The organism is Bacillus cereus group sp. MYBKT14-1, assembly GCF_051915185.1.
Lineage (GTDB): Bacteria > Bacillota > Bacilli > Bacillales > Bacillaceae_G > Bacillus_A > Bacillus_A cereus.
Window position 1 is genome coordinate 295,228 of sequence record NZ_JBQAEF010000002.1, and the last position, 22,991, is coordinate 318,218.

The window sequence follows — 22,991 nt, forward strand, 5'->3', positions numbered from 1 at the left end:
ATAACTTTTTTATTTAACCTATTTTCTTATTCGCACTAGCTGGTTGAACTTGATTTTTTGCTTTTACAACGCTAATGCCATATCCGATAAATCCACCGATAATTGCTGGGAAGATCCAGCCTAATCCTACTTCCTGCATCGGAAGGAATTTAGTGAACACTTGGCTTACTACTTCAATGTTAACTCCAGCTGCACTTAATCCATCGAATAAGCTGATGATAAATGTTACGATTAAGCTCACTTGATAAACTTCAGCTCTTCCTTTGAATAATGAATGGAAGAATGTTAAGAAAATCAATACGATTGCTAGTGGATAAATTGCTGTTAATACTGGAACAGAAACTGCGATTAACTGTGTTAATCCTACATTTGCAACAATTGCACTAAATACACATAGCGTGATTGCAATTGCTTTGTAAGGAACATTTGGGAATAACTTATGGAAGAATGAAGAACATGCTGATACAAGTCCCACACTAGTTGTTAAACAAGCTACTGTAATCATTAATCCTAATAATACTCCGCCATATGATCCGAAATAGTAGTTAGAAACTTTCGCTAATACTTCTCCGCCGTTCTCTAAATGTCCAAGCTTTGCAACACTTGAAGCACCCATATAAGAAAGTGCTGTATAGATAATTGCTAAAATAGATGCTGCAATAATTGTCGCTTTTGCACAAACGACCATAATTTGTGTTTTCGTTTTCGCACCTTTTTCTTTAATAGCATTGATAATGATAATCCCGAATACGAATGATGCAAGCGTATCCATCGTTAAGTATCCTTCTTGGAATCCTTTAAAGAATGCATGTGATGTATAAGCTTCCACTGGTGCTTGCATATCTCCAATCGGATGTATAAAAGCAACGATTACTAAAATACCGATGAAAGTCAACTTAATTGGTGTTAAGATTTTTCCAACAATATCGACAATTTTCGCGGGATTTAGCGAAAAAAAACAAGTGATACTAAAGAATATAATTGTGAAAAGAATTAAAGGTGTAGAACCTACTCCTTCTGGCATAAACGGTTTAAGGCCAATTTCATAAGAAACATTTCCTGTTCTCGGTATTGCAAATAACGGACCAATCGCTAAGTATAAAACTGTTGTAAACACAATCCCAAACACTGGGTGAGCACGACTAGCTAACGACTGCAAATCATCTTTACCTGAAAAACCAAATGCTAGCACACCTAGTAATGGTAATCCAACACCAGTTACTAAAAATCCAGCGTTAGCAATCCATACATTCTCTCCTGCTGATTGACCAAGCATCGCTGGGAAAATTAAATTTCCCGCTCCAAAAAATAGTGCAAATAACATTAATCCAATAACTACTATGAACGAAAACGGTACTTTATTCGCCATAATATAACCCCCATTCAAGTTTCCTTATCTCATTTTCCAATTTTAACTAATTGAATTTTCTGAATATTTAATTTAATTATCAACTATTCTTGAACTCATTATAATTTGCTATATAATATTTTGCAATACTATTTTCGAACTTTTCTTTTATTTTATAAATATACATTTTTTAACATGAAAAATAGACTAAAAAACCAACATGGTCATCCATGTTGGTTTTTCCATTTACTATCATGAATTAAAATTTTGCTGCTACTTTTTTAACGTTTTCTAGACCTTCTTCAACAATTTGTTGTGAACGATCTGGATATTGATTGTGTCCTTCAATTACAACTGTCTCTGGATTTGTAATTCCCCAGAATCCAAGTACCGTTGTTACGTAATTAACTGCCATTTCCATAGGAGCCATTTGCTCTGAAGAGTAATCTGAACCACGAGCACCTAACACAACTACTTTTTTACCACCAACTAAACCTTCTGGGCCATTTGCTGTATATTTAAACGTTTTTCCAGCTTGAGATAAGTATGAAATATATGTGATTAATGGCGCTGGTACTGTAAAGTTCCATAATGGGAATGCAAATACAACCTTATCAGCTTCTAAAAACTGATTTAAATATTGATCTACTGTAGCAACTGCCTTCTCTTCTTCAGCAGTTAACTCCATGCCTTGGCTACGTTTATATCCACCTGAAATCGCGATATTTCCGTAATAAGGAAGATCTAATGCAAATAAATCTAATTCCGTAATTTCTGTATTTGGATTTGCTTCTTTATAAGTACTTACAAATGTTTCATACATTTTTGAACTAACTGCTTGCTCCGCTGGACGATCGTTTGCTTTTACAAATAATACTTTTGACATTGTTTTATTCTCCTCTACTTTTGTATTTTCTTCTTTTTTACCAAATAACGAGCTAAATAATCCCATTTTTTTCACCTAAACTTTCTTATCATATTCATTATTCATCATCACAAAAATTCTTATTCTAATAAAAAGTTCCAATAGATACCTTAAGTAAAGATACAAAAAACTTTTTGTTATTTAATTACCTTATGTAAGTGATTGTAATATAGTCACTTACTTTAGTCAAGTAACTTTTAATAAAAAAATAAATCTCAAATTAAAAACATTTACTAAAATACAATTGAACACCAAATACGACTTTATTACTTGTATAATAAAATTAGAGAGGAAAATTCATATTTAGAAAGGATTTATTCATGAGCACTATAGAAAAGATTCAAACTTTTATTATTCTTTTTGCTGTTACATGCGGCATCGTACTCGGACAATTTAATTTCATACATATGTATTCAGACAAATTTATTGTTCCCTTCTTATTTTTCATGCTATATGGATTATTCCTCAGCATCCCATTAAAAGAAATAAAAAACGGATTTCACAATTTAAAATTTGCTGGAACAAGTCTTACTATTAACTTCTTATGGACACCTTTACTCGCTTGGGGGTTAGGAGCACTATTTCTTTCCGATCATCCAGCACTTTGGGTTGGATTTATAATGTTAATGGTTACTCCATGTACAGATTGGTACTTAATCTTTACTGAAATAGCGAAAGGTAATGTAGCACTTTCTACTGCAATTTTACCTGTAAATTTAATTTTGCAAGTACTGCTCCTTCCCATTTATTTATTTTTATTTGCTGGTGTCATGAAAACTGTAGCGATTTCTGTTTTAGTAGAAAGTATTGTTATCGTAATCGCCTTACCATTTATACTTGCACACGCTACAAAGTTCATTATGAATAAAATGAAAAAAGCTGAAACTCTCGAGAATAAACTCATTCCGTTTTTCAGCTCTGCTCAAATTGTATTTTTAAGTTTAGCAATAGTAGCGATGTTTGCATCACAAGGTAAATATTTACTGCAAAATATGAATGTCGTTTTATTATTACTCGTTCCTGTTCTATTGTTCTTCATCATTAATTTCTTACTAGGACAATTTATCGGGCGCATCATGCATTTATCTTACAAAGATACAGTAAGTCTAAGCTTAACAACGTTAGCAAGAAACTCACCTGTTGCACTCGCTATCGCTGTAACAGCTTTTCCAGACGAGCCTCTTATCGCACTTGCACTCGTTATTGGACCATTGATTGAGTTACCGGTACTAGCTTGTGTGTCACAAGTTTTGTTGCTTATTAAGAAAAAACGGCAATATGCATAATAAAAAACGTCCCATTTTGGGACGTTTTTTATTATGGAAAGATTACATACAACACTTACTTCTTATTTATCAATACAAATGAAATTACCGAAACTACAAACGTAATAATACCAATTATAAATTGATCGGCTCTAAAAATTTTATATGTTATAGAGAATTAACTTTTCGTTACATTAACAGATCCTTTCTAATTAAAAATGATAGGAAACGTAAATATAACGAAAGCTGCCCAAAGTCCGTATATTGGCAAATACTTCGTAACGGCATCTTGGATAGCTTTTGGTCCTGATTTATTTTGCAAGAAACGCATATAGGAAAACATAATCCAAATTAAATTTGCCCAGACCAGTATGTTTACACCTAAAACAGCAAGTCTATTAGGTGTAATCCCGTAAGAAGAAAGTCTGAATACTATGGCTGACAATGCGACAGTGTCAATAATAAGCGCCAGAACAATTAAGGAAAAATTTATATAATCTGAAATGTTCTTTTTCTCGTCCGAGTCACTCTCAACGATAGAAAATATAGTAACAGCCAATACGCCAAGCAGTATTCCGTTGAAGGCCATTAGGAAATTGCGATCCAAGAATGGATTTTTCCCGATCCAAATTACCGTTATAAGATAGATAAGCAACGTGATCAGGACGAGAGGACTAAAAATTTTAGATATGTATGGTGTAATATTTTTAGCAAGCTTAAGATTCATTGATACTAAGTATGCAGTCACAATAGCGAGAGCCGCTGCTCCAAATAAAACAACATTACTAAAATAGAATTCTCCTATATCTAAGTCAACAAAGCTAAATAAACGCATGGTGAATACCGCAAGTATCATTCCGCTCACTGCCATGCTCCCGTAGAGAAGACAATATTCTAAATTAAATTTAATATAGGCTAATCTTGTACTGCCTTTTGAATATTCATTTCCTGTAAATGCAAGCCCTACTAAGACCCATAAAAATATAGGAAGATGTAAATACGCAAGTATGGTACTGTCTTTATAATTTACTGGCAGCGTATTAAGATAATACCCGGAAATTAGGAACAACGCTGCAAGGGAATAAATAATACTTTTTTTCGGAGTATTATTGTAAACAAAATAAGCAGCAATAAAGGGAATTACACCAAAAGCCAAGTTAATTGGAGCAATTGCTTCCTGCTCAACAAAGTGGAAAATGATCCTGGTGCTTATGCCGGCCAGAATAGCTAAAAGGCCCATGAATAAGAAACCTTTTTGAAACAAAGATGTTTTTTCTTTATTTACTTTCTCCTTGAAATGCAACCTTTCATACCAAGCACCTAGAACTTGAGAATCAGGGTTTTGGTCCCATGCTTGTGAGAATGCTTTTTTAAAAGCTTTCGGATCTTTTCTATACATCTTCTCCAACTCATGGGGGTTATCCATATTTTTAACAATCAAATTGTTAATGTTCATAGTTATACCTCCTCTAATTTTAAAAATAAGGTTGTTACCTTTTAACAAAAGCACCTCACTCATTTATTATGATTTTGATTTTAATACAAATTTTATCGTTTTACAATAAAAAATTATTATTTAAAGGATTTTTTTTATCGTTAAATTTTATATAAAAGAAAAACAAAAGAGCATGACAGTTTTATGTCATGCTCTTTTAACAAATTAATTCTCAAATACAAAATTAATCTTATTATCTTTCCACTCTAATTTCGCATCAAACGTTTTCTCGCCCTTTTTAAAGCCTTTAATTAAATCAGTCTTTTCACCTTTTAAGAGCTTTGTCATATTCTTTTGCGAAATTGTTTTACTTAATATCTTCTTTGAAATGGTGAAATCACATTGCGTTGTATTATAGTTAGAACAACCGTAAAACGTTGACTTATCAATTACATCGCCATCACATTTTTTACAGCTACCAACCTTTTTACCCGTTGTAAATTTCGATCCTTTTCGTTCAATCGATTCAACATGTAGTCCAGTGAAATCCCACTTCTCAGACATTTCCACTGCATCTTCAATAATTTTAGCTGATAGCTTTTTCGTCTGTTCCATAAATGTAGCTGGTGAAGCTGTACCTTCACCAATTTCCGCAAGACGTTGTTCCCATTTCGCAGTCATTTCTGGTGAAGCTAGTATTTTATCACCAATTGCGGTAATTAATACTTTTCCTTTATCAGTCGCATACACTTGGTTTTTCTTTACATCTATATACTTACGGTCTTTCAGCATCGTAATAATACCTGCGCGAGTCGCTTCCGTACCTAAACCTTCTGTTTTCTTTAATACTTTCTCCAGCTCTTCATTCTCTAAATACTTACCAGCTGTTTTCATTAACGTAATAAGTTGTCCTTCTGTATAGCGCTTCGGTGGCTGTGTTTTTCCTTCTTTCACTTTCACCTTTACAACTTTTCCTTCTTCGCCTTCAGCTACAATTGGAAGAATGGTTTCGTCATCTTTATCGTCTTGGAAAATAACTTTACGCCAACCTTCTTGAATTTGCTGTTTTCCTTTTGAAATGAATTCAGCACGTTCATCTACAAGCGTTACAATCGTTGTATAGTCAAAGATTGCAACTTCATAATGAGCTGCAATAAGCCTTCTTACGATCATATCGTATATTTTCTTTTCATCACCTGATAGTCTGCTTGGGTTTGTAACTTGCTCTGTCGGAATAATTGCGTAGTGATCTGTTACTTTCTTTTCATTTACATAACGCTTGTTATTCATAATGGATTCAACCGGAGCCGGTAATAAGCCTTTATATTCATCAAACTGACTTAACTTCTGTAAAATATCAGGGAACGTCGCTGCTTCTCCTTGTGTAACATAGTTAGAATCTGAACGTGGATAAGAAACAATCCCTTTTTGATAGAGTGCTTGCGTTATATCAAGCGTCTTTTTCGGTGAAAACTTAAAGGCTTTATTTGCCGTTGCTTGCAGTGATGATAAGTTAAATAAAAGTGGCGGCTGAAACTCTTTACGCTCCGTTTTCATTTCCTTCACAACAGCCGGTTTTCCTTGGCAAAATGCCGCAATTTTATTCGCCATATCAGGGTCTTTTAAGCGGGATTCATTATCCTTTTCCCATTTTCCGTCATATTTCTTTCCTTCTATATTAAAGGTTGCAAACACTTCCCAGAAAGGCTCTGACTTAAAGTTTTCAATTTCTTTCTCTCGCTTTACAATCAATGCTAACGTTGGTGTCTGGACACGACCAGCAGAAAATACATCATTCATTCCTTTTTTCTTTAGCAAAATACTAAAGACACGTGATGCATTCATACCAACAACCCAGTCAGCACAAGATCTTGTGTATGCTTCGTAATACGTATTAATTGTATCTGATTCATCAAGTAGATTTTTAAACCCTTGGTAAATAGCTTGCTTCGTTAAAGACGAAATCCATAGACGCTTCATCGGCTTTTGCACGTTACAAAGATTAATAATATTTCGTACGATCAGTTCCCCTTCACGCCCAGCATCGCCTGCGTGAATAATTTCTGTTACCTGTGGATTATGTAACAGCTGTTTCACAACGTTAAACTGTTTATACTTCGACTTTGTTACTTCAAATTGAAAACGCTCTGGAATCATCGGTAACGTATTAAGTGACCATTTTTTCCACTCTGCGTGATAATGCTCTGGATTACATAACTGCGTCAAATGACCAATTGCCCATGTACAGTACGCTCCATTTGGAAATAACTCATTCGCTTCTACCTCTAAATATCCATCTTTCCGGCGATATTTAAACTGTGAAACAAGAGCCAACCCTTGATCTGGTTTCTCGGCAATAATTAATTTCATTTTATAACTCCCTATCTGTATTCCAGTGTTACTTTCATTGTCTATATGTTTAGAAGCGATGATAAAACAACAATCTTATTTATCATTCGCGGTTTGTCTCGCAAATGGGAGACCTATAATATTATACGCTTATTCTTTATGGCTTCACAATAGAAACTCATAATATAACAATTTCTTTCACATGCTTATAATTAAAAAAGACGCCCTAAAAAATCAAGCGTTCCTTTGCTTACATCTATGAAATTGTGCAGATAATATGCAAATATTAATAAGCATAAGTACCCTCCATATAAACATATGATGAAATGAACGATAGGACAAGGAGGTATCATAATGTTTGCTTATACGTTAACTACCTTAACACTTTGCTGTACTTCGATTCTTATTACATCCTATATTTCTAAACGTAAGGGTACCCTAATGGAGTATATGGTATTTATTATGTCTTTTAGTATGAGTATCGGTTTAAGTATTGTTTTTTACTTAGGCATTCTCTTTAAGGAGGAATTACTATATTCTACTTTGCTTGCTATTTCAATTAGTGGTTTTATCGGCTTTTTAATCGGTCTACGTTTTCACCTATATACCGCTTTAGAAGGAATGTTCTCTGGATTAATGGCAAGTATGATGGGAGCAATGATTACAGAAATGTTAAACGCTCAACAAGCTCATAGTATATTGTTCATTAGCCTTTTACTTACTATAACGATTACTATGTCCTGTGTGATTCAATTATTATCGGAGAACTTTTCTACTTTTATCCAACAGCGTTTTTTGTCATTACTTTCAATTAGTGTAGTAATTATCGTTGCCGTATTCGCGACATTCCCAGATCATACTCCCTCACCTACATCCGGGCATGATCAACACATACATTAGTACTTGCAACAAAAATGAATAAGCAGCTATCCATAGGATAACTGCTTAATATTACTCTGGCTTATTAGGAATGTTTCGGTTTGGAACATAATCCGATTTGTAATCTGTATATTTTACTTCTGTTACCATCCCAGCTGAAGCATGGTGTAAATCATGACAGTGGAACATCCAATCGCCCGGATTATCTGCTACAAAGGCTACTTCATATTCTTCTCCCGGTTTTAAGTTCAATGTATCTTTCACAATTGGAGAACCTTCTATCGGTTTTCCATCTTTACTCAATAACTGGAAGAAGTGACCATGTAAATGCATTGGATGATCGTCCATTTTAGAACCATTTACTAATTTTACTTTTACTAAATCACCCTTTTTTACTTGAATTGGGTCAATATCTGGAAATACCTTTCCGTTAATTGTATATACCATTTCATTTCCATTCATTTGCGTATTTAAGTCCATATTATATGTGGCAGTATACTGCTGATTTAACGTGAAACTACCTAATTTTTTAGCACCATATTTCGTCATATCTAATTTCGGTAATTTTTCTTTTTCATCTGCTTTATCTTTCATCTCTTTGCTGCCATCATATTCAATAACAGCTTTCATTCCTTTTGCACCTTTATTTTCTGAATGGTCTTCAACATACCATTTCCCCGAATTGTTAGCAGTAAATTCAATATCATAACGTTCACCCGGTGCGATTGAAATTACTTTATCCTTTATAACTTTTGGATCGTTTATTGGTTGACCATCTGTCGCAATTACTTTTATATCATGGCCATGAACATGTATATCATGTGATAGATAACCAGCATTGACGAGTCTAAGACGAACGTTATCTCCCTTATTCACTTTTAATGGCGCTACTAAATCACCGCTTTTTCCATTGATTGTGAATAAATCGTACATACTCATATCATGACCTTCCATCTTCATATTTCCATGGTCCATTCCTGCCATATTGCCAGAGTCTTTTTGATCACTGCCCATGTCCATACCAGAATGAGCCATGCCGTTCTTATCATCATTCTTTTCCTCATTTTCATTACCTTTAGATTTATTACCTATTTGCCCTTTTGTCATTTCTTTTAACTGCTTATTCATTTCTTCTTTATCTGTAACCCATTCATCCAACATTAATGTGTAATCTTTATCATATTTTTCCTTTGTATCTTCTACAATGAGCGCTCCATACAAACCTCTATCTAATTGATTTACAGAATCTTGATGCGAGTGATACCAGTACGTTCCTGGTACGTTCGCTTCAAATTCGTAAGTGAAACTTTTTCCTGGTTCAACTGCATCTTGTGTCACACCTGGAATTCCATCCATGTTATTTGGGACAGGATATCCATGCCAATGAATAGATACTGGTGCAGATAATTCATTTTTTAATGTCACTTTCACCTTTTCACCTTTTTTCACCCGAATTTCTGGACCAGGAGATGAGCCATTAAATGTCCAGACTGGAACAACAACACCGTTACTTAATTTTTGCTTTTCTTCTTTCGCTATTAAAGTAACTTCTGGTCCTTTTTCAACCTTCAATGGTGTTATAGCTGTTTCAGTCTGTAGTGTTTTTTTATCATTCATATTTTTATGATTATTTGTTGTATTTGTCGTCACAGAACAGGCAGCAATTAAAAATATTGCAGAGACTGTAATGACTGCTAATACAAATCGCTTCATGGAAAATCCCCCCTTTTTCTTTTTCAAAATCATTATAGAAGTTGATTTTCAAGAAAATAAGGAGATGTAATTAGATCTTACGTAAGCTAATTGGAAGATTACTAAAAGCGGAGACATTACAAGAGGCGAATATTTTAGAAATACAAAATATTTTCCTTGTAGCGACTATATTAGCCGTTCTCGTATTTGTTTTGACGTTATTTCTTAAGAAACAATAACACTGCTATTATTAAATAAGAAAAATGTAGCTAAAATGCTCTTCACAAAAGAACTTACATTTTTGTATAATAAGAACTAATGTTCCTTACAAGAAGACAATAGACTCAAATTACACAAATATATCAAATAGAAGAGGATTGATATACGATGAAAATTGATAGACCAAAAATTTCACCAGAGTTATCTTCAAAGAATTTTCAAGATATTTTTTATGAAGAAGATCCAACATTAGAAGTGTGTGAAATTATAGACTCCACTTTCGAAAATGAATGTGTAGATAGAGTGCGATTGTATGATGCAGTGATAAAGAATTGTAAATTCACTAATACAGACTTTAGCAATATTGATATTACAGATGTTTGTTTTGAAAACTGTGATTTATCAAATGTTAATTTAAGCAATTCTTCTGTTCACAGAGTCGAATTTAAAAATAGTAAATTAATCGGAGTAAATTTCACAGAATCTAGCTTAGGAAATGTTAAATTTGAGAATTCAATTTTGAATTTAGCAGCATTTGGAAATTCTAAACTAGAAAAAATTATATTTAATGAAACTTCATTAAATAATGCAGATTTTTTTGACTGTAAACTTAAAAAAGTTGAATTCCAATTATGTAGTCTTGATGAAGCTAATTTTGATCAGACATCACTGAAGGGGATAGATATTAGTTCTTCTACCTTTGATACACTTACAGTTTCAGTGAACGATTTAAGAGGATGTAAAGTATCAACATATCAAGCTGTTCAGTTTGCTACTTTATTAGGATTAATAATTAAAGATTAGTATTTCGAAGAAAAGAACCCTATCCCGAATCATGGATTTTTTAATTGTCCACGATTCGAGATAAAGTTCAAATAAATTAGTGATGACTCTTTTATTATTTAACTACAGCTTGGTTTCCTTTTACATGTTCATTATTTACACTCATAAATTCTTCAATTTCTTCAACTTCTCTAATGATATCTTTTGACAAGTTTTCATACCCGTCTTTCGTTACAAGAATGTCATCTTCAATACGAATTCCAATTGATTCTCCTTCAATATAAAGACCAGGTTCAATTGTTATAACCATACCTTCTTCTAACATTCTATCTTTATATGTTCCTACATCATGTGTATCTAAACCAAGGAAATGGCTGACACCATGATAATAGTATTTTGATAACTCTTCATCTTCTTGAATTAAACCAATTGCTTTACACTCTTCTGCCAGTACCTTTTTTGTATGCTCATTTAATGCAGCGAACTTTAATCCTGGCTTAATAAGCGCTGTTGTTTCTTTTAATGCTTTTAATACAATATTATAAATTTGTTTTTGACGACTAGAGAATGTTCCATTTGCCGGGAATGTATAACTAATATCAGCGTTATAGTAGTCTTTTTGAGCACCTAAATCTAGTAATACTAAGTCACCATTTTGAATTTGTGCATCATTATCTTCATAATGAAGAACTGTAGCATTTTTCCCACTCGCCAAAATTGTATTGAACGCATGGTGCTTAATGCCAGATGATTTCAGTGTAAAATCAAATTGAGCTTCTAATTCATACTCCATCATGCCTGCTTTTGCATTTTTTAACACATTGTAAATACCATCTTTCGTTACAGCAATCGCTTCTTTAATAATTTCAATTTCTTCCTCTGTTTTAAACACTCGTAATTCACAAATGTTCGGATATACATTACCAATTGTTACGTGTGGGTATTTTTCTCTTACATGTTTAGCAAATGCTAATGTTTTTGTCTCCGTACCATTCCAATCACGACGTTCTATATCTAAATATAGATGCTTCGCATTTTCTGTAAAAAGTATATTTGACATTGTCTTTTCAAAGCTATCTAAATATACAACTTTCTTTATACCTGAAATTCCCTCTGCTTCTTCGCTAGAAACTGTCTTCCCAACCCATTTTTCCATTACTGGATCTGATTTTTCAATGAAAAGTGTCTCTTCTACACTATTCCCAAACTTTTTCAGCATAAAAATAACATTTGGTTCATCGATTCCCGTTAAGTAGTAAAAATTACGATTCGGTACAAATTTATAATGTGCATCAGCTGACATATGCGGTGCTTGTCCCGCAAATAAAACCGTAATAGATCCCTCTGGTAATGTGTTTGCTAATCGTTCTCTATTTTGAGAAAAAAATGTTGATTTCATAATAATCCCCCTAGTGTTCTATGTATGCTTGTGAAACTAATCATCAATACAATTCATTCTATTATTGTTATAATTTTTCGTCAATTTTTAACTAAATTTTAGATATTATTGACACAAACAACTAAATAAGTTACAATAACTATAAATTAGTAAGTTACTAATTTAATTTAAAACAAGAGGTGAACAAAATGCAAAACATTTTATTCCGTATTAATGAATTATCAAAAAAAGAAAGAACATCTGGATTAACAGTTGATGAAAAACAAGAACAACAAATGTTGCGTCAAAACTATACACAAACATTTCGTGGAAGCTTAGATTCCATTTTATTAAACACAAAAATTGTTGATCAAAATGGTCTTAACGTTACACCAGCCGCATTACAAGATGCTCAAATACGTTTAAAATTAAGCAAATGAGTTCCACGCTAAAGAATTTTAATAAAACATAAACAGAGCTGGATTTCCTATATAGAAATTCCAGCTCTGTTTATTGTCTTTTCTAATTTAGTAAACGAGCGATACATCGCAATTCTCCACGACACAATCATCGCAAATGCAAGTAAGAAAAACATTCCGCTTAACTCTGCCAAATCAATCGATTGGCTTAAATATGACTTTAATGCCACGCGTACAGCTAATAAGCCTACTAAAATAAATATGAATGCTTTTGACGGTTTCATAAATATATGTTCGCCTTTTATTTCGAACTTAGTTGTTTTAATAAGAAAAATAGAGAAAATAAGCCCTATACTAATTGCCTCGACTATTTCTAACGATGTTAATCGAAACTCTGGTAAAAAGTACATCATTGCGCCTGTACTCATAAAAATTGGCGGCAATATAATTTTCTTTTTCGTTACCGGCTTTTTCGCTGCTTTAAAACGTAGAAACATTACCCCAACAGCCATACAAACTGCTACGACACTTGATAAAAGTGCTATCATACTTTCCACTCCTATCTATTTAAATGACTTTTTTAACAAAATCATAAACCAATAAGTAACTACATGCCACATTATAGAATTTCTTCATTATATTCCTCCTGCTGTAAACTTTCCATATTCGCTGCAATCATTTTACGCAAAGTTTATGAACGGAATATGAACAAAAAAGCCATTCTGCAATTAATAATTGCAAAATGGCTTTTTAACTTATTTTAAATCGTCAATTGTGAAAGCACCTGGAAGTAATTGCTCAACAGTCACTTCTTTTTCATCACCTTTTACATTCGTTAGTAATACAGGCATTTTCGGATCACAGAATTCAGCAATTACTTGTCTACACGCACCACATGGTGAAATAGGTCCATCAGTTTCTCCTGTAATAACTAAATAACTAAAATCGCGCTCCCCTTCTGATACCGCTTTAAATATTGCTGTTCTTTCTGCACAGTTACATAAACCATAAGAAGCATTTTCTATATTACAACCAGTATAGATTTTCCCTTCTTTCGTAACTAACGCTGCGCCAACAGGAAATTTAGAATACGGAATATACGCTTTCGATAACATCTTGTTTGCTTCTTCAATATATTTTTTCTTATCCATATTATTTCCCCCTCAAAGTAAATGAAATGATGATTAGTCAGTAATAACTGTATGAACTAATTTAGGAGCCACTGCTGTTTCAGCGATAGAGATGTTCTCATAAATTTTTGCTTTTACATCTTCTACATTTTCACGGTTTGCGTAGATTGTTACGAAAGGCTCGCCTTCTTTTACTGCATCGCCAACTTTTTTACGTAACATTAATCCTACTGCTAAATCGATTTCATCTTCCTTCGTTGCACGACCTGCACCAAGTAACATAGCTGCAATGCCAATCTCATCTGCAACAATGTTAGAAATAACACCTGAAGTTTTTGCAGGTACATCAATTACATACTTCGCTTGTGGCATTTTTTCTGGATTGTCTACAATTGAGCTATCTCCGCCTTGATTGCTTAAGAACTCTTTAAACTTCTCAGTTGCTTTTCCGTTCTTCATCACTTCAATTAGCATTTCACGAGCTTCTTCTAACGTATTTGCTTTTTTCGCAAGTACGACCATTTGACTTCCTAATACGAGTACTAATTCTGTTAAATCTTCTGGACCTTCACCTTTTAACGTATCAATCGCTTCTTTCACTTCTAGAGCATTACCAATCGCAAATCCAAGAGGTTGTGACATATCTGAAATAACTGCCATTGTTTGACGTCCTACGTTATTTCCGATACGTACCATTGCATGTGCTAATTCTTTTGCATCTTCTTCTGTTTTCATAAATGCACCAGCACCTGTTTTTACATCAAGTACGATTGCGTCAGCACCAGCTGCAATTTTTTTACTCATAATTGAACTTGCGATTAAAGGAATTGAGTTAACAGTTCCTGTTACGTCGCGTAATGCATAAATCTTTTTATCTGCAGGTGTTAAGTTTCCTGTTTGTCCAATAACAGCTACTTTGTCACGGTTTACAATATCAATGAATTGTTCTTTCGTAATTTCAACGTGGAATCCTTCTACCGCTTCTAATTTATCAATTGTTCCGCCTGTATGTCCTAAACCACGACCAGACATTTTTGCTACTGGTACATCTAAAGCAGCTACTAACGGTCCTAATACTAATGTTGTTGTATCACCAACACCGCCAGTTGAATGTTTGTCTACTTTAATTCCTTCAATTGCTGATAAGTCGATCGTTTCTCCAGACTCAACCATCGCCATCGTTAAATCTGCACGTTCGCGATCTGTCATATCTTTAAAGAAGATTGCCATTGCAAGCGCACTCACTTGATAATCAGGAATACTTCCGTCTGTATATCCATTAATAAAGAATTTGATTTCTTCAGTCGTTAATTCTTTGCCGTCACGTTTTTTTGCAATAATATCTACCATTCTCATTACAATCACCATTCCTTTTTATATTATATAAATCTATTAAAATAATAAGCCAACGATTGTTGCTGATAAGAAACTTACTAATGTTGCACCGAATAGTAATTTCAAACCAAATCTTGCGACTACATTCCCTTGCTTTTCATTTAAGCTCTTAACTGCCCCTGCAATAATCCCAATTGAAGAGAAGTTTGCAAATGAAACTAAGAATACAGAGATAATCGCTGTCGTTCTATCTGAGAAATTAAAGTTTCCTTGTGCTAAATCTGTCATAGCGACAAATTCATTTGATACTAATTTTGTTGCCATAATATTTCCGGCATTAACTGCTTCATGCCAAGGTACACCCATAATAAATGCAAATGGTGCAAATGCATAACCAAGAATTTCTTGGAATGAAATACCGATTACACCTTTAAATACTGCATTAATGAATGCGATAAGAGCAACGAAACCGACTAACATAGCTGCTACTGTAATCGCAACTTTAAATCCATCAATAATGTATTCCCCTAATACTTCAAAGAAGGTCTTCTTCTCTTCTTCTTGTACTTCTAACATATCTTCTTCCTCAGTAACTTCATATGGGTTAATGATAGAAGCAATGATGAAACCACCGAATAAGTTAAGCACTAAAGCGGTTACAACATATTGTGGTTTTAATAACACCATATATGATCCAACGATAGACATAGAAACTGTAGACATTGCTGATGCACATAATGTATACATTCTTTTCTCTGGCAATAACCCTAGTTGTTTCTTAACTGAAATAAATACTTCAGATTGTCCTAAAATCGCAGATGCAACAGCGTTATATGATTCTAGTTTCCCCATTCCATTTACTTTACTTAATGCTAGACCGATAGATTTCACAATAATAGGTAATACTTTAATATGTTGCAAAATACCTATTAAGGCTGATATAAATACGATTGGCATTAATACACTTAAAAAGAACGAAAACTCTTTTTGATTTACTAATCCACCAAATACGAAATTCACACCGTCAGCGGCATATTTTAATAGCTCTCCAAAACCATCTGCTATTCCGCTAATTAATATATTCCCTACACTTGTATTTAATAATAGAAACCCCAAAATGAATTGTAATATAACCATCGTTATGATTGGACGATATTTGACTTTCTTTCTATCATTACTAGCAAGCCAAGCGATACCTAAAATCAATACGAGGCCAAAAACACCGATTAAGTATTTCATAAGCCGTTTCCTCCCATTCGTATCCGCTTACATTTTTTCAATTATTAAAGCAATAGATATACTTTAAACGTATATCTATTGCTTTAATCTTTTATCGATTAGTAGTTATCTGTAGCACCTTTTGCATCATTTAATACGATTGCAACACTAGCACTTGCTCCAACGCGAGAAGCTCCAGCAGCTACCATTTTGTCTGCATCTTCACGTGTACGAACACCGCCAGATGCTTTTACACCAACGTTTGGTCCTACTGTTTTACGCATTAATGCGATATCTTCAGCAGTTGCTCCGCCAGTTGAGAATCCAGTTGAAGTTTTTACGAAATCAGCACCAGCTTTTACTGATAATTCACAAGCACGTACTTTCTCTTCATCTGTTAATAGGCAAGTTTCAATGATTACTTTTACAAGAGCTTTTCCTTTTGCTGCTTGTACTACTTCATAAATGTCTTTTTCAACAAGTTCGTTGTCGCCATCTTTCAAAGCGCCTACGTTGATTACCATATCAACTTCAGTTGCACCTTTTGCGATAGCATCTTTTGTTTCAAATGCTTTTGTTTCAGTAGTGCTTGCTCCTAATGGGAAACCGATTACAGTACAAACGTCTACATCATGTCCAGCTAGTTCATCAGCCGCTAATTTTACCCATGTTGGGTTAATACAAACAGAAGCGAATTTATATTTCTTTGCTTCTTCGATTACTTTCATAACATCTTCTTTAGTAGTATTAGCTTTTAAAATTGTATGGTCAATTAACTTTGCAATGTTCATTATCTTCACTCCTCATATCTTTTAACAACTTCATTCTAACTCTTAGTTGAACAAATGTAAATACACTTTTGAAATTTTGTTCATTCTTTTTTAAAAAGCATTTTCTTGTAGTAAATAAAGCGCATTCTAACAAAGAACAGTTCATATATAATCAAATTTTCTATGTTAACAATGGTAGTATGTATCTCCATATCCATAATTATTTTTAAAAAGGCAAATTGTGTTCAAAAAAGACTCCTATCATTCATACATAACAAAATAAAAGGAGTTCTCAATATGTTAATTTTGAGAACTCCTTTTATTTCTAACCTTTTTGATAATGTAACAGTTCTTTTGCTGTATGCTGATCGATAATTAATACATTTGCATACCCGCCACGTAACGCACCATCAATTGCTTTTATTTTTCTATTACCACCTGCAACTAAAATAGAGCGTTTCTTTAATTTCAGTTCCTCTAACTCAATTCCAATGGTACGCTTATTGATTTCTTCACTACTAATATTTCCGTCACCATCAAAGAAACGTGAACAAATGTCACCGACCGATTGTTTTTTGAGTAAATTTGTTTCATCCTTATCGAAATAACCTAATCGGAATAATAGCGCTTCGTCTCGCACTGTTCCTACAGTGAAAATTGCAATATTCGCTTGTTTTCCCATTTCGATAATGTGATGAATATGTCGATCCTGCTCCACTAATTCTTTTGTCACTGCATTATCAAATATAACCGGAAGAGGTAGATTTCTTGGCGTCGTTTGAAAAGCATCTGCAAATAAAGCTATCGTCTCATTCGCATATGTATTTACACTTGAATGACTAATACCACCTTTTAGCTGGACAACCTCTACCCCTTTTACATGTTGCGGTACGATTTTTCTAGCGATTTCATACATAGTCATGCCCCAGCTTACACCAACAATATCACCGTTTTTAACCGTCTTTTCCATATACTCAGCAGCATATTTACTTATATACTCTGTAATCGTTGCATATTCCGGCACTGGAGAAAATACCACATGTGCCTCTAACAAGTTGTACTTTTCTTTCAGTAAATTCCCGACGTTATCTAAATCAGCAAATGGATCAGCGATGCTAATTTGAACAAACCCTTTTTCTTTCGCGTACTTTAACAATCTAGAAATCGTCGGTCTTGAAATATTTAATTTATTAGCAATTTCTTGCTGACTATAATCTGATTGATAATATAATCTTGCAACTTCAACGCTTAATTGTTGTTTATCTTTTTCCATAGTAACTCATTACAAATCCCTTCCTGTATTTCCCTTTCGTTACAAGCATTATACAGCTTTATGCAAAAAAATTCGACTACCGAATTTTATCTAACTGAACTTCTATTCCACTTATTATATACAATGAAACCTTATTGTGTAGATTTACAAACCCAATATAGAAACACTTAAAACATATAAATCGGTTTATATGTAATTCTTTATTGCTTTTCCTGTAGTAACGATAACAAAGCCGTTCAATAAGAAACATGAAACATCGTCTAAAAGCTATTCAAATACCCCTCATAAACAAAAGATACTGTTCATAAGGGGTATGTATTCAATTTAAGTTTATAAAAATCGGATGGAAACACTGCAAGTTCTCACTTATTTAGAATAAGAGAAAAGATGATGTTTTATTTGTTCAATAAAATAATGATGGTGTATATTATCGTTAGATACGCGACTTGCCATAATAGCTCCCTCCATTGAAGATGCAAGAAAAGAAGCGAGCGATATAATATCTATATCTTCTTTAAGTTCTTGTTTCTCTATTCCTTCTTTTATGAGAGAAGCCATTAACATTACTGTATCATCATAACCTTTTGCTGCTGCTTTTTGTAATTCTGGAAATACTCCAGTACTTTCAATTGCGCTATTAAGTAATGGACAGCCTCCAGCAATAGGAGGATTATTAGCTGCATCTTGATATACAAGGAAAATTGCAAGGATTTTATCGATTGCTGTCTTTTTATTTTCCATTGCTTTATGAAAATGACTCCACATAATCTCACCACTTTTGTCATAGGCAGCAAGGACAATTTCTTCTTTACTTTTGAATCTACGATAAATAGATCCTTTAGGTAGTTCAGTAGCTGTCATTATATCCTGTATGGATGTGCGAGTTATCCCATTAGTATTAAATAAATATAAAGATGTTTCAATAATTTTTTCTTTAATCTTATCAACTTTAGTCATACTTTGTAATCCTCCTAATAAAAACGAGCTTAATATTCCAGGTGATATTTACCATCTATTTTCTTGAATTTTTTTGTAAGTATAAATAAGTTTGGAACAAAAATATATTATCCATCCCTATATTATGTGAACCTCAAACAATACAGTTTGAAAAGAGGTAATCAAATTGTATTATCTATATCATTCAAATAAATTTTCTGTCAAAATTAACATGTCCAATTATTTAATTCAGTCCTGTTATACAACTAATTTCACCTACAATTGTAGAAGGTGTAAAAATATATAGTTAATTTTAACGTATAGACTATGATTATTATATATAATTTTTATTAATATGTTTAGCTAAAGTGTTTGAACTACTCCCACTTTCACTTCGTATATTAGGATATCTCCCGCAGTCCTTGCAGTTAAAAGCCTTATCACTTCATTCTATAAAAAGCTAATTGTCAAAAATTAATGAGTACTGAAATTTGCTTGTAAATAAGCAACTGAGATATAAATATATTTGTTATTTACCATTTTTATTTTATTAATAATTTATAAAAGGGGTTTAAAAAACTAGAAACTTATAGTATCATTAGTTTCCGAACCGAACGGTCCGGTTCGGTATTAAATAAATATATTTTAGAAGGAGAACCTAATGCAGCAAGAAAAATCAAAGATTCTAAGTAACTTAATTATGGAGGTAATAAAGTGAACTTTATAAAAATGAATAAAAAAGAAATTATTATGCTAATAGTTTATACAATGTTTGCACTACTCCAAATTGGCTTGTTCATATTATTTGGCCTATCACTTTTAACTAACAGTAATTTAGTTGAATCAGAATTTGCTCTTAGTGCCATCGGTTTGACTGTACCTGCTATTGTAGGAATAATTTTCTTTAGGAAAGAAATTATTGAAAGTTTTACTTATTTTAAAGAGAAAACAATTTTGAAAATAGTAAGCATTCCTATGGTGGTTTTACTTATGGTAATTGTGGAAAATTCTATTATGCATTTTCTAAACATAGGTCAGCCAGAGAACCAAGAACAGGTCCTTACAAGGGGCGCAGAGGTGCCTATTATATTCACATTACTTCTATTTGGGATTATAGGGCCAATAATTGAAGAAATCATATTTCGTCATATATTAGTGAATCGTTTTTCGGAATATGTTGGTACTGCTATTGCATCCATCGTTTCGATTATAATTTTTGCAGGTCTTCATTCAAATCAACTTTCGGATCTTGCTATATATTTACCTGGTACGGTGATGCTTACTGCGGCTTATCTTATTTCTAATAGATCCCTTGCATATGTTATAGCGATACATATGTTAAACAATTTTATTCCTTTTATTTAATTGCATATGTCATAACAAGACATATGTAATTGAAGGTTTTGATGCAAAAATACTCTATGTTTCTATCGAGTATTTTTGGTACCAGAACCACTTTTTCTAAAGCATAAGAAATCTTATCAAAACTACAACTTATTAGGAGAGTATCGGTTATGATTGTAACAACAACGTCTGGAATTCAAGGTAAAGAAATTATTGAGTATATTGATATTGTAAATGGTGAAGCTATTATGGGTGCAAACATTGTCCGCGATTTATTCGCTTCAGTTCGTGATGTTGTCGGTGGCCGTGCTGGTGCTTATGAAAGTAAGCTAAAAGACGCTCGTGATATTGCAATGGACGAAATGAAAGAACTTGCAAAACAAAAAGGTGCGAACGCTATCGTTGGTATTGACGTAGATTACGAAGTTGTACGTGATGGAATGTTAATGGTTGCTGTCAGTGGTACAGCTGTACGTATATAAGTAAATAAAAAAACGGTTCCTCCCTTGGAATTTATACTTTGAGGAGGGGCCTGGTTCTGTTGCAGATTTTAAAGAATAAAAAGAGATGTTGATAAAGCATTATACGTCGAAAAAACACAGTTTGAGTGTAAACTGTGTTTTTTTATATAGAAGCCTCATCCCATCACTATCAAGCTAAAATTTTGTGTTAACTTGTAAAAAATGTACATTTTTTACTTTGGGGTAATTTTGAATCCTTAAGCTTATGGGCATGTGCTGGTACCCTCTAATACTGTACAAATTTTTTATAAATGGTTGTAAGGTTCTACGTTTTTGACCATTCTGTACAACGATAACTTTGGTTTATTGATTTCACCTGTAATCTGGTAGCCTATCCTCTGATACAATTTAATGGCAAGTTGGTTCTCTTTCTTTACCGTCAGAGAGCATTTGGCAAAGCCTTGCAGCGAAGCTTGTTCCTCAGCAAACTCAATTAATCTGGTACCTATCCCTAGTCCTCGACTTTCGGGCAGTAAGGCAATTGTTCCGATGTGAAACTCGTCATCTTCTCCCTCCTTCAAGGTAAACATGGAATAAAGCATTTTGATATTCAGAATGTTATAAACAACAAAACCCAGCTTCCGGAACGAAAGCAGCTGTTTAAAAGTGGGCCAGGCAAGACGATTTAAAACGGGTATGGGATAGCAAGTAATCATCCCTAAAGTTTTCCCGTCCATTTGAGCTTCATAGGCGTATTGATGACTAAAACGGTTGTTCTCCTGCCGCCATAGCTTACAAAATGTCCAATCGACTGTGTTCTTCTCCTCAGATCCTGCAAGTGGAAACGCCATGTATTCCAATGCCATTACATTTAGCTGGGCGCCGACCATGGATTGATGAACAGCCTTTACAATAGAGATTTTATTCATTATCCTATTGCTCCTTTTCACTTTCTATATTATTAATATTAATTATCATGGATTTGAATCAGTTCACTTCCCTCTCAATTCATCCTTAGCTTTGAAACCATAATAAAATGTATTTAAAACAAGCTCTGCAGCAGATTTTTTAGCCACATTTCCTTCATGTACCTGTTCCCAGGTATGGAAAAGCAGAGCATAAAGCGTATTCAAAATCCATTCACTGCTAACTGTTTGCTGAAAGTAACCTCTTTGTTGTAGCAATTCAATAACGCGTCTTAAGGGTTCCCTCAGCTTCTCTTCTGCTTCACCTAATTCTTTGTTGTTAAATACAGATGCATCATGACCTAGAAAATAGATTTTGTCACCTAAAGGGATTAACGCTTCAATGAGTTCCGGGATATAGTTTTCGCTTCTTTCCTCATCCAGTGGAATCTGGTTTACAGTATCACTTACCAGTTGTATAGCCCGATGGCCCAAGAACAGCATCAATTTCTCCCTGCTTTCGACGTAGCGATGGAGTGTAGCAATTCCAATTCCCGCATATTCCGCAATTTCATTCATCGAAGCAGTAGGATTTTCAACAAGCAATATAGTAGCTGAATCAAGAATTGCATTAAATCTCGCTTCCTTCAACGCTGACAAGTCTTTCTTCATCGTCAATCTCTCCCTTTTTCTGTATAAAGTCGTCATTTTTGATAGATAAATATATCATTTGATATTATAATAAACAATCTCAAATAAAGTGTCCAGCTGCTGAATGTAGCTTTTCAAAAAGAATTATATTCCTGAAACTGATAGTACTTTGAATGTTTCATTTTTAGCATTTCATTATTTAGATAACGATGAAGAAATTAAATTCTTTAATGTAATAAATACAAGAGCCAAAGGAAATGGTACGAGTTACTTTCT

General features: G+C 33.5%; 21 protein-coding genes. 6 read left to right on the forward strand and 15 right to left on the reverse strand.

From position 1 onward, the window contains the following. Positions 1–13 precede the first annotated feature (13 nt). Together brnQ and ACTFO4_RS08090 are read right to left on the reverse strand one after the other, a co-directional pair. Entirely contained in the window at positions 14–1,369 is a 1,356-nt protein-coding gene (gene brnQ / locus ACTFO4_RS08085; protein WP_001284784.1) for a branched-chain amino acid transport system II carrier protein, read from the reverse strand. A 238-nt stretch (positions 1,370–1,607) separates the two neighbouring features. Continuing rightward, positions 1,608–2,300: an FMN-dependent NADH-azoreductase gene (locus ACTFO4_RS08090; RefSeq protein ID WP_000522517.1), complete on the reverse strand. Its 693-nt coding sequence runs from the start codon at positions 2,298–2,300 to the stop codon at positions 1,608–1,610. Between the two features lie 293 nt (positions 2,301–2,593). Here ACTFO4_RS08090 and ACTFO4_RS08095 point away from each other — a divergent pair, with 293 nt between their 5' ends. After that, positions 2,594–3,559, forward strand: a complete 966-nt coding sequence (locus ACTFO4_RS08095; protein ID WP_078421606.1) for an arsenic resistance protein — start codon at positions 2,594–2,596, stop codon at positions 3,557–3,559. Positions 3,560–3,746: 187 nt separating this feature from the next. On the opposite strand, the gene ACTFO4_RS08100 is transcribed toward ACTFO4_RS08095, so the two are convergent. Continuing rightward, positions 3,747–4,994 carry a DUF4153 domain-containing protein gene (locus ACTFO4_RS08100; protein WP_078421605.1) on the reverse strand — a complete coding sequence of 416 codons (1,248 nt, stop codon included), beginning with the start codon at positions 4,992–4,994 and terminating at the stop codon, positions 3,747–3,749. Positions 4,995–5,198: 204 nt separating this feature from the next. After that, positions 5,199–7,343, reverse strand: coding sequence for a DNA topoisomerase III (topB, locus tag ACTFO4_RS08105; protein ID WP_000766771.1), 2,145 nt, complete (start codon positions 7,341–7,343; stop codon positions 5,199–5,201). 333 nt (positions 7,344–7,676) lie between these two features. Between topB and ACTFO4_RS08110 the strand changes: the two genes are divergently transcribed. Then, positions 7,677–8,222: a hypothetical protein gene (locus ACTFO4_RS08110; RefSeq protein ID WP_017673929.1), complete on the forward strand. Its 546-nt coding sequence runs from the start codon at positions 7,677–7,679 to the stop codon at positions 8,220–8,222. Positions 8,223–8,273: 51 nt separating this feature from the next. On the opposite strand, the gene ACTFO4_RS08115 is transcribed toward ACTFO4_RS08110, so the two are convergent. Next, positions 8,274–9,914: a multicopper oxidase family protein gene (locus ACTFO4_RS08115; RefSeq protein WP_440013517.1), complete on the reverse strand. Its 1,641-nt coding sequence runs from the start codon at positions 9,912–9,914 to the stop codon at positions 8,274–8,276. A 366-nt stretch (positions 9,915–10,280) separates the two neighbouring features. Between ACTFO4_RS08115 and ACTFO4_RS08120 the strand changes: the two genes are divergently transcribed. Further along, on the forward strand, positions 10,281–10,916 hold the full coding sequence (locus ACTFO4_RS08120; protein WP_000687265.1) for a pentapeptide repeat-containing protein: 636 nt from the start codon (positions 10,281–10,283) through the stop codon (positions 10,914–10,916). A 94-nt stretch (positions 10,917–11,010) separates the two neighbouring features. On the opposite strand, the gene ACTFO4_RS08125 is transcribed toward ACTFO4_RS08120, so the two are convergent. Continuing rightward, positions 11,011–12,294 (reverse strand): aminopeptidase P family protein, encoded by a 1,284-nt coding sequence (locus ACTFO4_RS08125; RefSeq protein WP_326235402.1) that lies wholly within the window; start codon positions 12,292–12,294, stop codon positions 11,011–11,013. A 188-nt stretch (positions 12,295–12,482) separates the two neighbouring features. On the opposite strand from ACTFO4_RS08125, the gene ACTFO4_RS08130 reads away from it, so the two are divergent. Then, positions 12,483–12,713, forward strand: a complete 231-nt coding sequence (locus tag ACTFO4_RS08130; protein WP_001179621.1) for a DUF896 domain-containing protein — start codon at positions 12,483–12,485, stop codon at positions 12,711–12,713. A 47-nt stretch (positions 12,714–12,760) separates the two neighbouring features. Here ACTFO4_RS08130 and ACTFO4_RS08135 read toward each other — a convergent pair whose 3' ends face one another. From ACTFO4_RS08135 to ACTFO4_RS08165, 7 genes are all read right to left on the reverse strand, one after another. Further along, on the reverse strand, positions 12,761–13,240 hold the full coding sequence (locus tag ACTFO4_RS08135) for a CcdC family protein (protein ID WP_000561074.1): 480 nt from the start codon (positions 13,238–13,240) through the stop codon (positions 12,761–12,763). A gap of 207 nt (positions 13,241–13,447) precedes the next feature. After that, entirely contained in the window at positions 13,448–13,843 is a 396-nt protein-coding gene (locus ACTFO4_RS08140) for a cytidine deaminase (RefSeq protein WP_000358533.1), read from the reverse strand. A 33-nt stretch (positions 13,844–13,876) separates the two neighbouring features. Then, positions 13,877–15,178 (reverse strand): pyrimidine-nucleoside phosphorylase, encoded by a 1,302-nt coding sequence (locus ACTFO4_RS08145; RefSeq protein ID WP_001983022.1) that lies wholly within the window; start codon positions 15,176–15,178, stop codon positions 13,877–13,879. 36 nt (positions 15,179–15,214) lie between these two features. After that, positions 15,215–16,396: a NupC/NupG family nucleoside CNT transporter gene (locus ACTFO4_RS08150; RefSeq protein ID WP_000876188.1), complete on the reverse strand. Its 1,182-nt coding sequence runs from the start codon at positions 16,394–16,396 to the stop codon at positions 15,215–15,217. Positions 16,397–16,494: 98 nt separating this feature from the next. Beyond that, complete coding sequence (gene deoC / locus ACTFO4_RS08155) at positions 16,495–17,166, reverse strand: deoxyribose-phosphate aldolase (protein WP_017673935.1); 672 nt, start codon at positions 17,164–17,166, stop codon at positions 16,495–16,497. Between the two features lie 304 nt (positions 17,167–17,470). Further along, positions 17,471–18,418 carry a sugar-binding transcriptional regulator gene (locus ACTFO4_RS08160; protein WP_000409781.1) on the reverse strand — a complete coding sequence of 316 codons (948 nt, stop codon included), beginning with the start codon at positions 18,416–18,418 and terminating at the stop codon, positions 17,471–17,473. Positions 18,419–18,784: 366 nt separating this feature from the next. Beyond that, the gene (locus ACTFO4_RS08165) at positions 18,785–19,375 is read right to left on the reverse strand and encodes a TetR/AcrR family transcriptional regulator (RefSeq protein ID WP_000169640.1); all 591 of its coding nucleotides are present in this window, start codon (positions 19,373–19,375) and stop codon (positions 18,785–18,787) included. Between the two features lie 693 nt (positions 19,376–20,068). Between ACTFO4_RS08165 and ACTFO4_RS08170 the strand changes: the two genes are divergently transcribed. Both ACTFO4_RS08170 and ACTFO4_RS08175 read left to right on the forward strand, forming a co-directional pair. Then, on the forward strand, positions 20,069–20,719 hold the full coding sequence (locus ACTFO4_RS08170) for a CPBP family glutamic-type intramembrane protease (RefSeq protein WP_001009308.1): 651 nt from the start codon (positions 20,069–20,071) through the stop codon (positions 20,717–20,719). Positions 20,720–20,868: 149 nt separating this feature from the next. Beyond that, positions 20,869–21,180 (forward strand): heavy metal-binding domain-containing protein, encoded by a 312-nt coding sequence (locus tag ACTFO4_RS08175; RefSeq protein WP_000637505.1) that lies wholly within the window; start codon positions 20,869–20,871, stop codon positions 21,178–21,180. Positions 21,181–21,464: 284 nt separating this feature from the next. On the opposite strand, the gene ACTFO4_RS08180 is transcribed toward ACTFO4_RS08175, so the two are convergent. Both ACTFO4_RS08180 and ACTFO4_RS08185 read right to left on the reverse strand, forming a co-directional pair. Then, the gene (locus ACTFO4_RS08180; RefSeq protein WP_001033856.1) at positions 21,465–22,088 is read right to left on the reverse strand and encodes a GNAT family N-acetyltransferase; all 624 of its coding nucleotides are present in this window, start codon (positions 22,086–22,088) and stop codon (positions 21,465–21,467) included. Between the two features lie 63 nt (positions 22,089–22,151). Next, positions 22,152–22,736, reverse strand: a complete 585-nt coding sequence (locus ACTFO4_RS08185; RefSeq protein ID WP_000710981.1) for a TetR/AcrR family transcriptional regulator — start codon at positions 22,734–22,736, stop codon at positions 22,152–22,154. Positions 22,737–22,991: the final 255 nt, after the last annotated feature.

What these genes read in the sequence shown, in the direction of transcription:
- brnQ (WP_001284784.1), bottom strand. Translation starts at nt 1,369, where the DNA reads ATGGCGAATAAAGTACCGTTTTCGTTCATAGTAGTTATTGGATTAATG.
- ACTFO4_RS08090 (WP_000522517.1), bottom strand. Translation starts at nt 2,300, where the DNA reads ATGGGATTATTTAGCTCGTTATTTGGTAAAAAAGAAGAAAATACAAAA.
- ACTFO4_RS08095 (WP_078421606.1), top strand. Translation starts at nt 2,594, where the DNA reads ATGAGCACTATAGAAAAGATTCAAACTTTTATTATTCTTTTTGCTGTT.
- ACTFO4_RS08100 (WP_078421605.1), bottom strand. Translation starts at nt 4,994, where the DNA reads ATGAACATTAACAATTTGATTGTTAAAAATATGGATAACCCCCATGAG.
- topB (WP_000766771.1), bottom strand. Translation starts at nt 7,343, where the DNA reads ATGAAATTAATTATTGCCGAGAAACCAGATCAAGGGTTGGCTCTTGTT.
- ACTFO4_RS08110 (WP_017673929.1), top strand. Translation starts at nt 7,677, where the DNA reads ATGTTTGCTTATACGTTAACTACCTTAACACTTTGCTGTACTTCGATT.
- ACTFO4_RS08115 (WP_440013517.1), bottom strand. Translation starts at nt 9,914, where the DNA reads ATGAAGCGATTTGTATTAGCAGTCATTACAGTCTCTGCAATATTTTTA.
- ACTFO4_RS08120 (WP_000687265.1), top strand. Translation starts at nt 10,281, where the DNA reads ATGAAAATTGATAGACCAAAAATTTCACCAGAGTTATCTTCAAAGAAT.
- ACTFO4_RS08125 (WP_326235402.1), bottom strand. Translation starts at nt 12,294, where the DNA reads ATGAAATCAACATTTTTTTCTCAAAATAGAGAACGATTAGCAAACACA.
- ACTFO4_RS08130 (WP_001179621.1), top strand. Translation starts at nt 12,483, where the DNA reads ATGCAAAACATTTTATTCCGTATTAATGAATTATCAAAAAAAGAAAGA.
- ACTFO4_RS08135 (WP_000561074.1), bottom strand. Translation starts at nt 13,240, where the DNA reads ATGATAGCACTTTTATCAAGTGTCGTAGCAGTTTGTATGGCTGTTGGG.
- ACTFO4_RS08140 (WP_000358533.1), bottom strand. Translation starts at nt 13,843, where the DNA reads ATGGATAAGAAAAAATATATTGAAGAAGCAAACAAGATGTTATCGAAA.
- ACTFO4_RS08145 (WP_001983022.1), bottom strand. Translation starts at nt 15,178, where the DNA reads ATGAGAATGGTAGATATTATTGCAAAAAAACGTGACGGCAAAGAATTA.
- ACTFO4_RS08150 (WP_000876188.1), bottom strand. Translation starts at nt 16,396, where the DNA reads ATGAAATACTTAATCGGTGTTTTTGGCCTCGTATTGATTTTAGGTATC.
- deoC (WP_017673935.1), bottom strand. Translation starts at nt 17,166, where the DNA reads ATGAACATTGCAAAGTTAATTGACCATACAATTTTAAAAGCTAATACT.
- ACTFO4_RS08160 (WP_000409781.1), bottom strand. Translation starts at nt 18,418, where the DNA reads ATGGAAAAAGATAAACAACAATTAAGCGTTGAAGTTGCAAGATTATAT.
- ACTFO4_RS08165 (WP_000169640.1), bottom strand. Translation starts at nt 19,375, where the DNA reads ATGACTAAAGTTGATAAGATTAAAGAAAAAATTATTGAAACATCTTTA.
- ACTFO4_RS08175 (WP_000637505.1), top strand. Translation starts at nt 20,869, where the DNA reads ATGATTGTAACAACAACGTCTGGAATTCAAGGTAAAGAAATTATTGAG.
- ACTFO4_RS08180 (WP_001033856.1), bottom strand. Translation starts at nt 22,088, where the DNA reads ATGAATAAAATCTCTATTGTAAAGGCTGTTCATCAATCCATGGTCGGC.
- ACTFO4_RS08185 (WP_000710981.1), bottom strand. Translation starts at nt 22,736, where the DNA reads ATGAAGAAAGACTTGTCAGCGTTGAAGGAAGCGAGATTTAATGCAATT.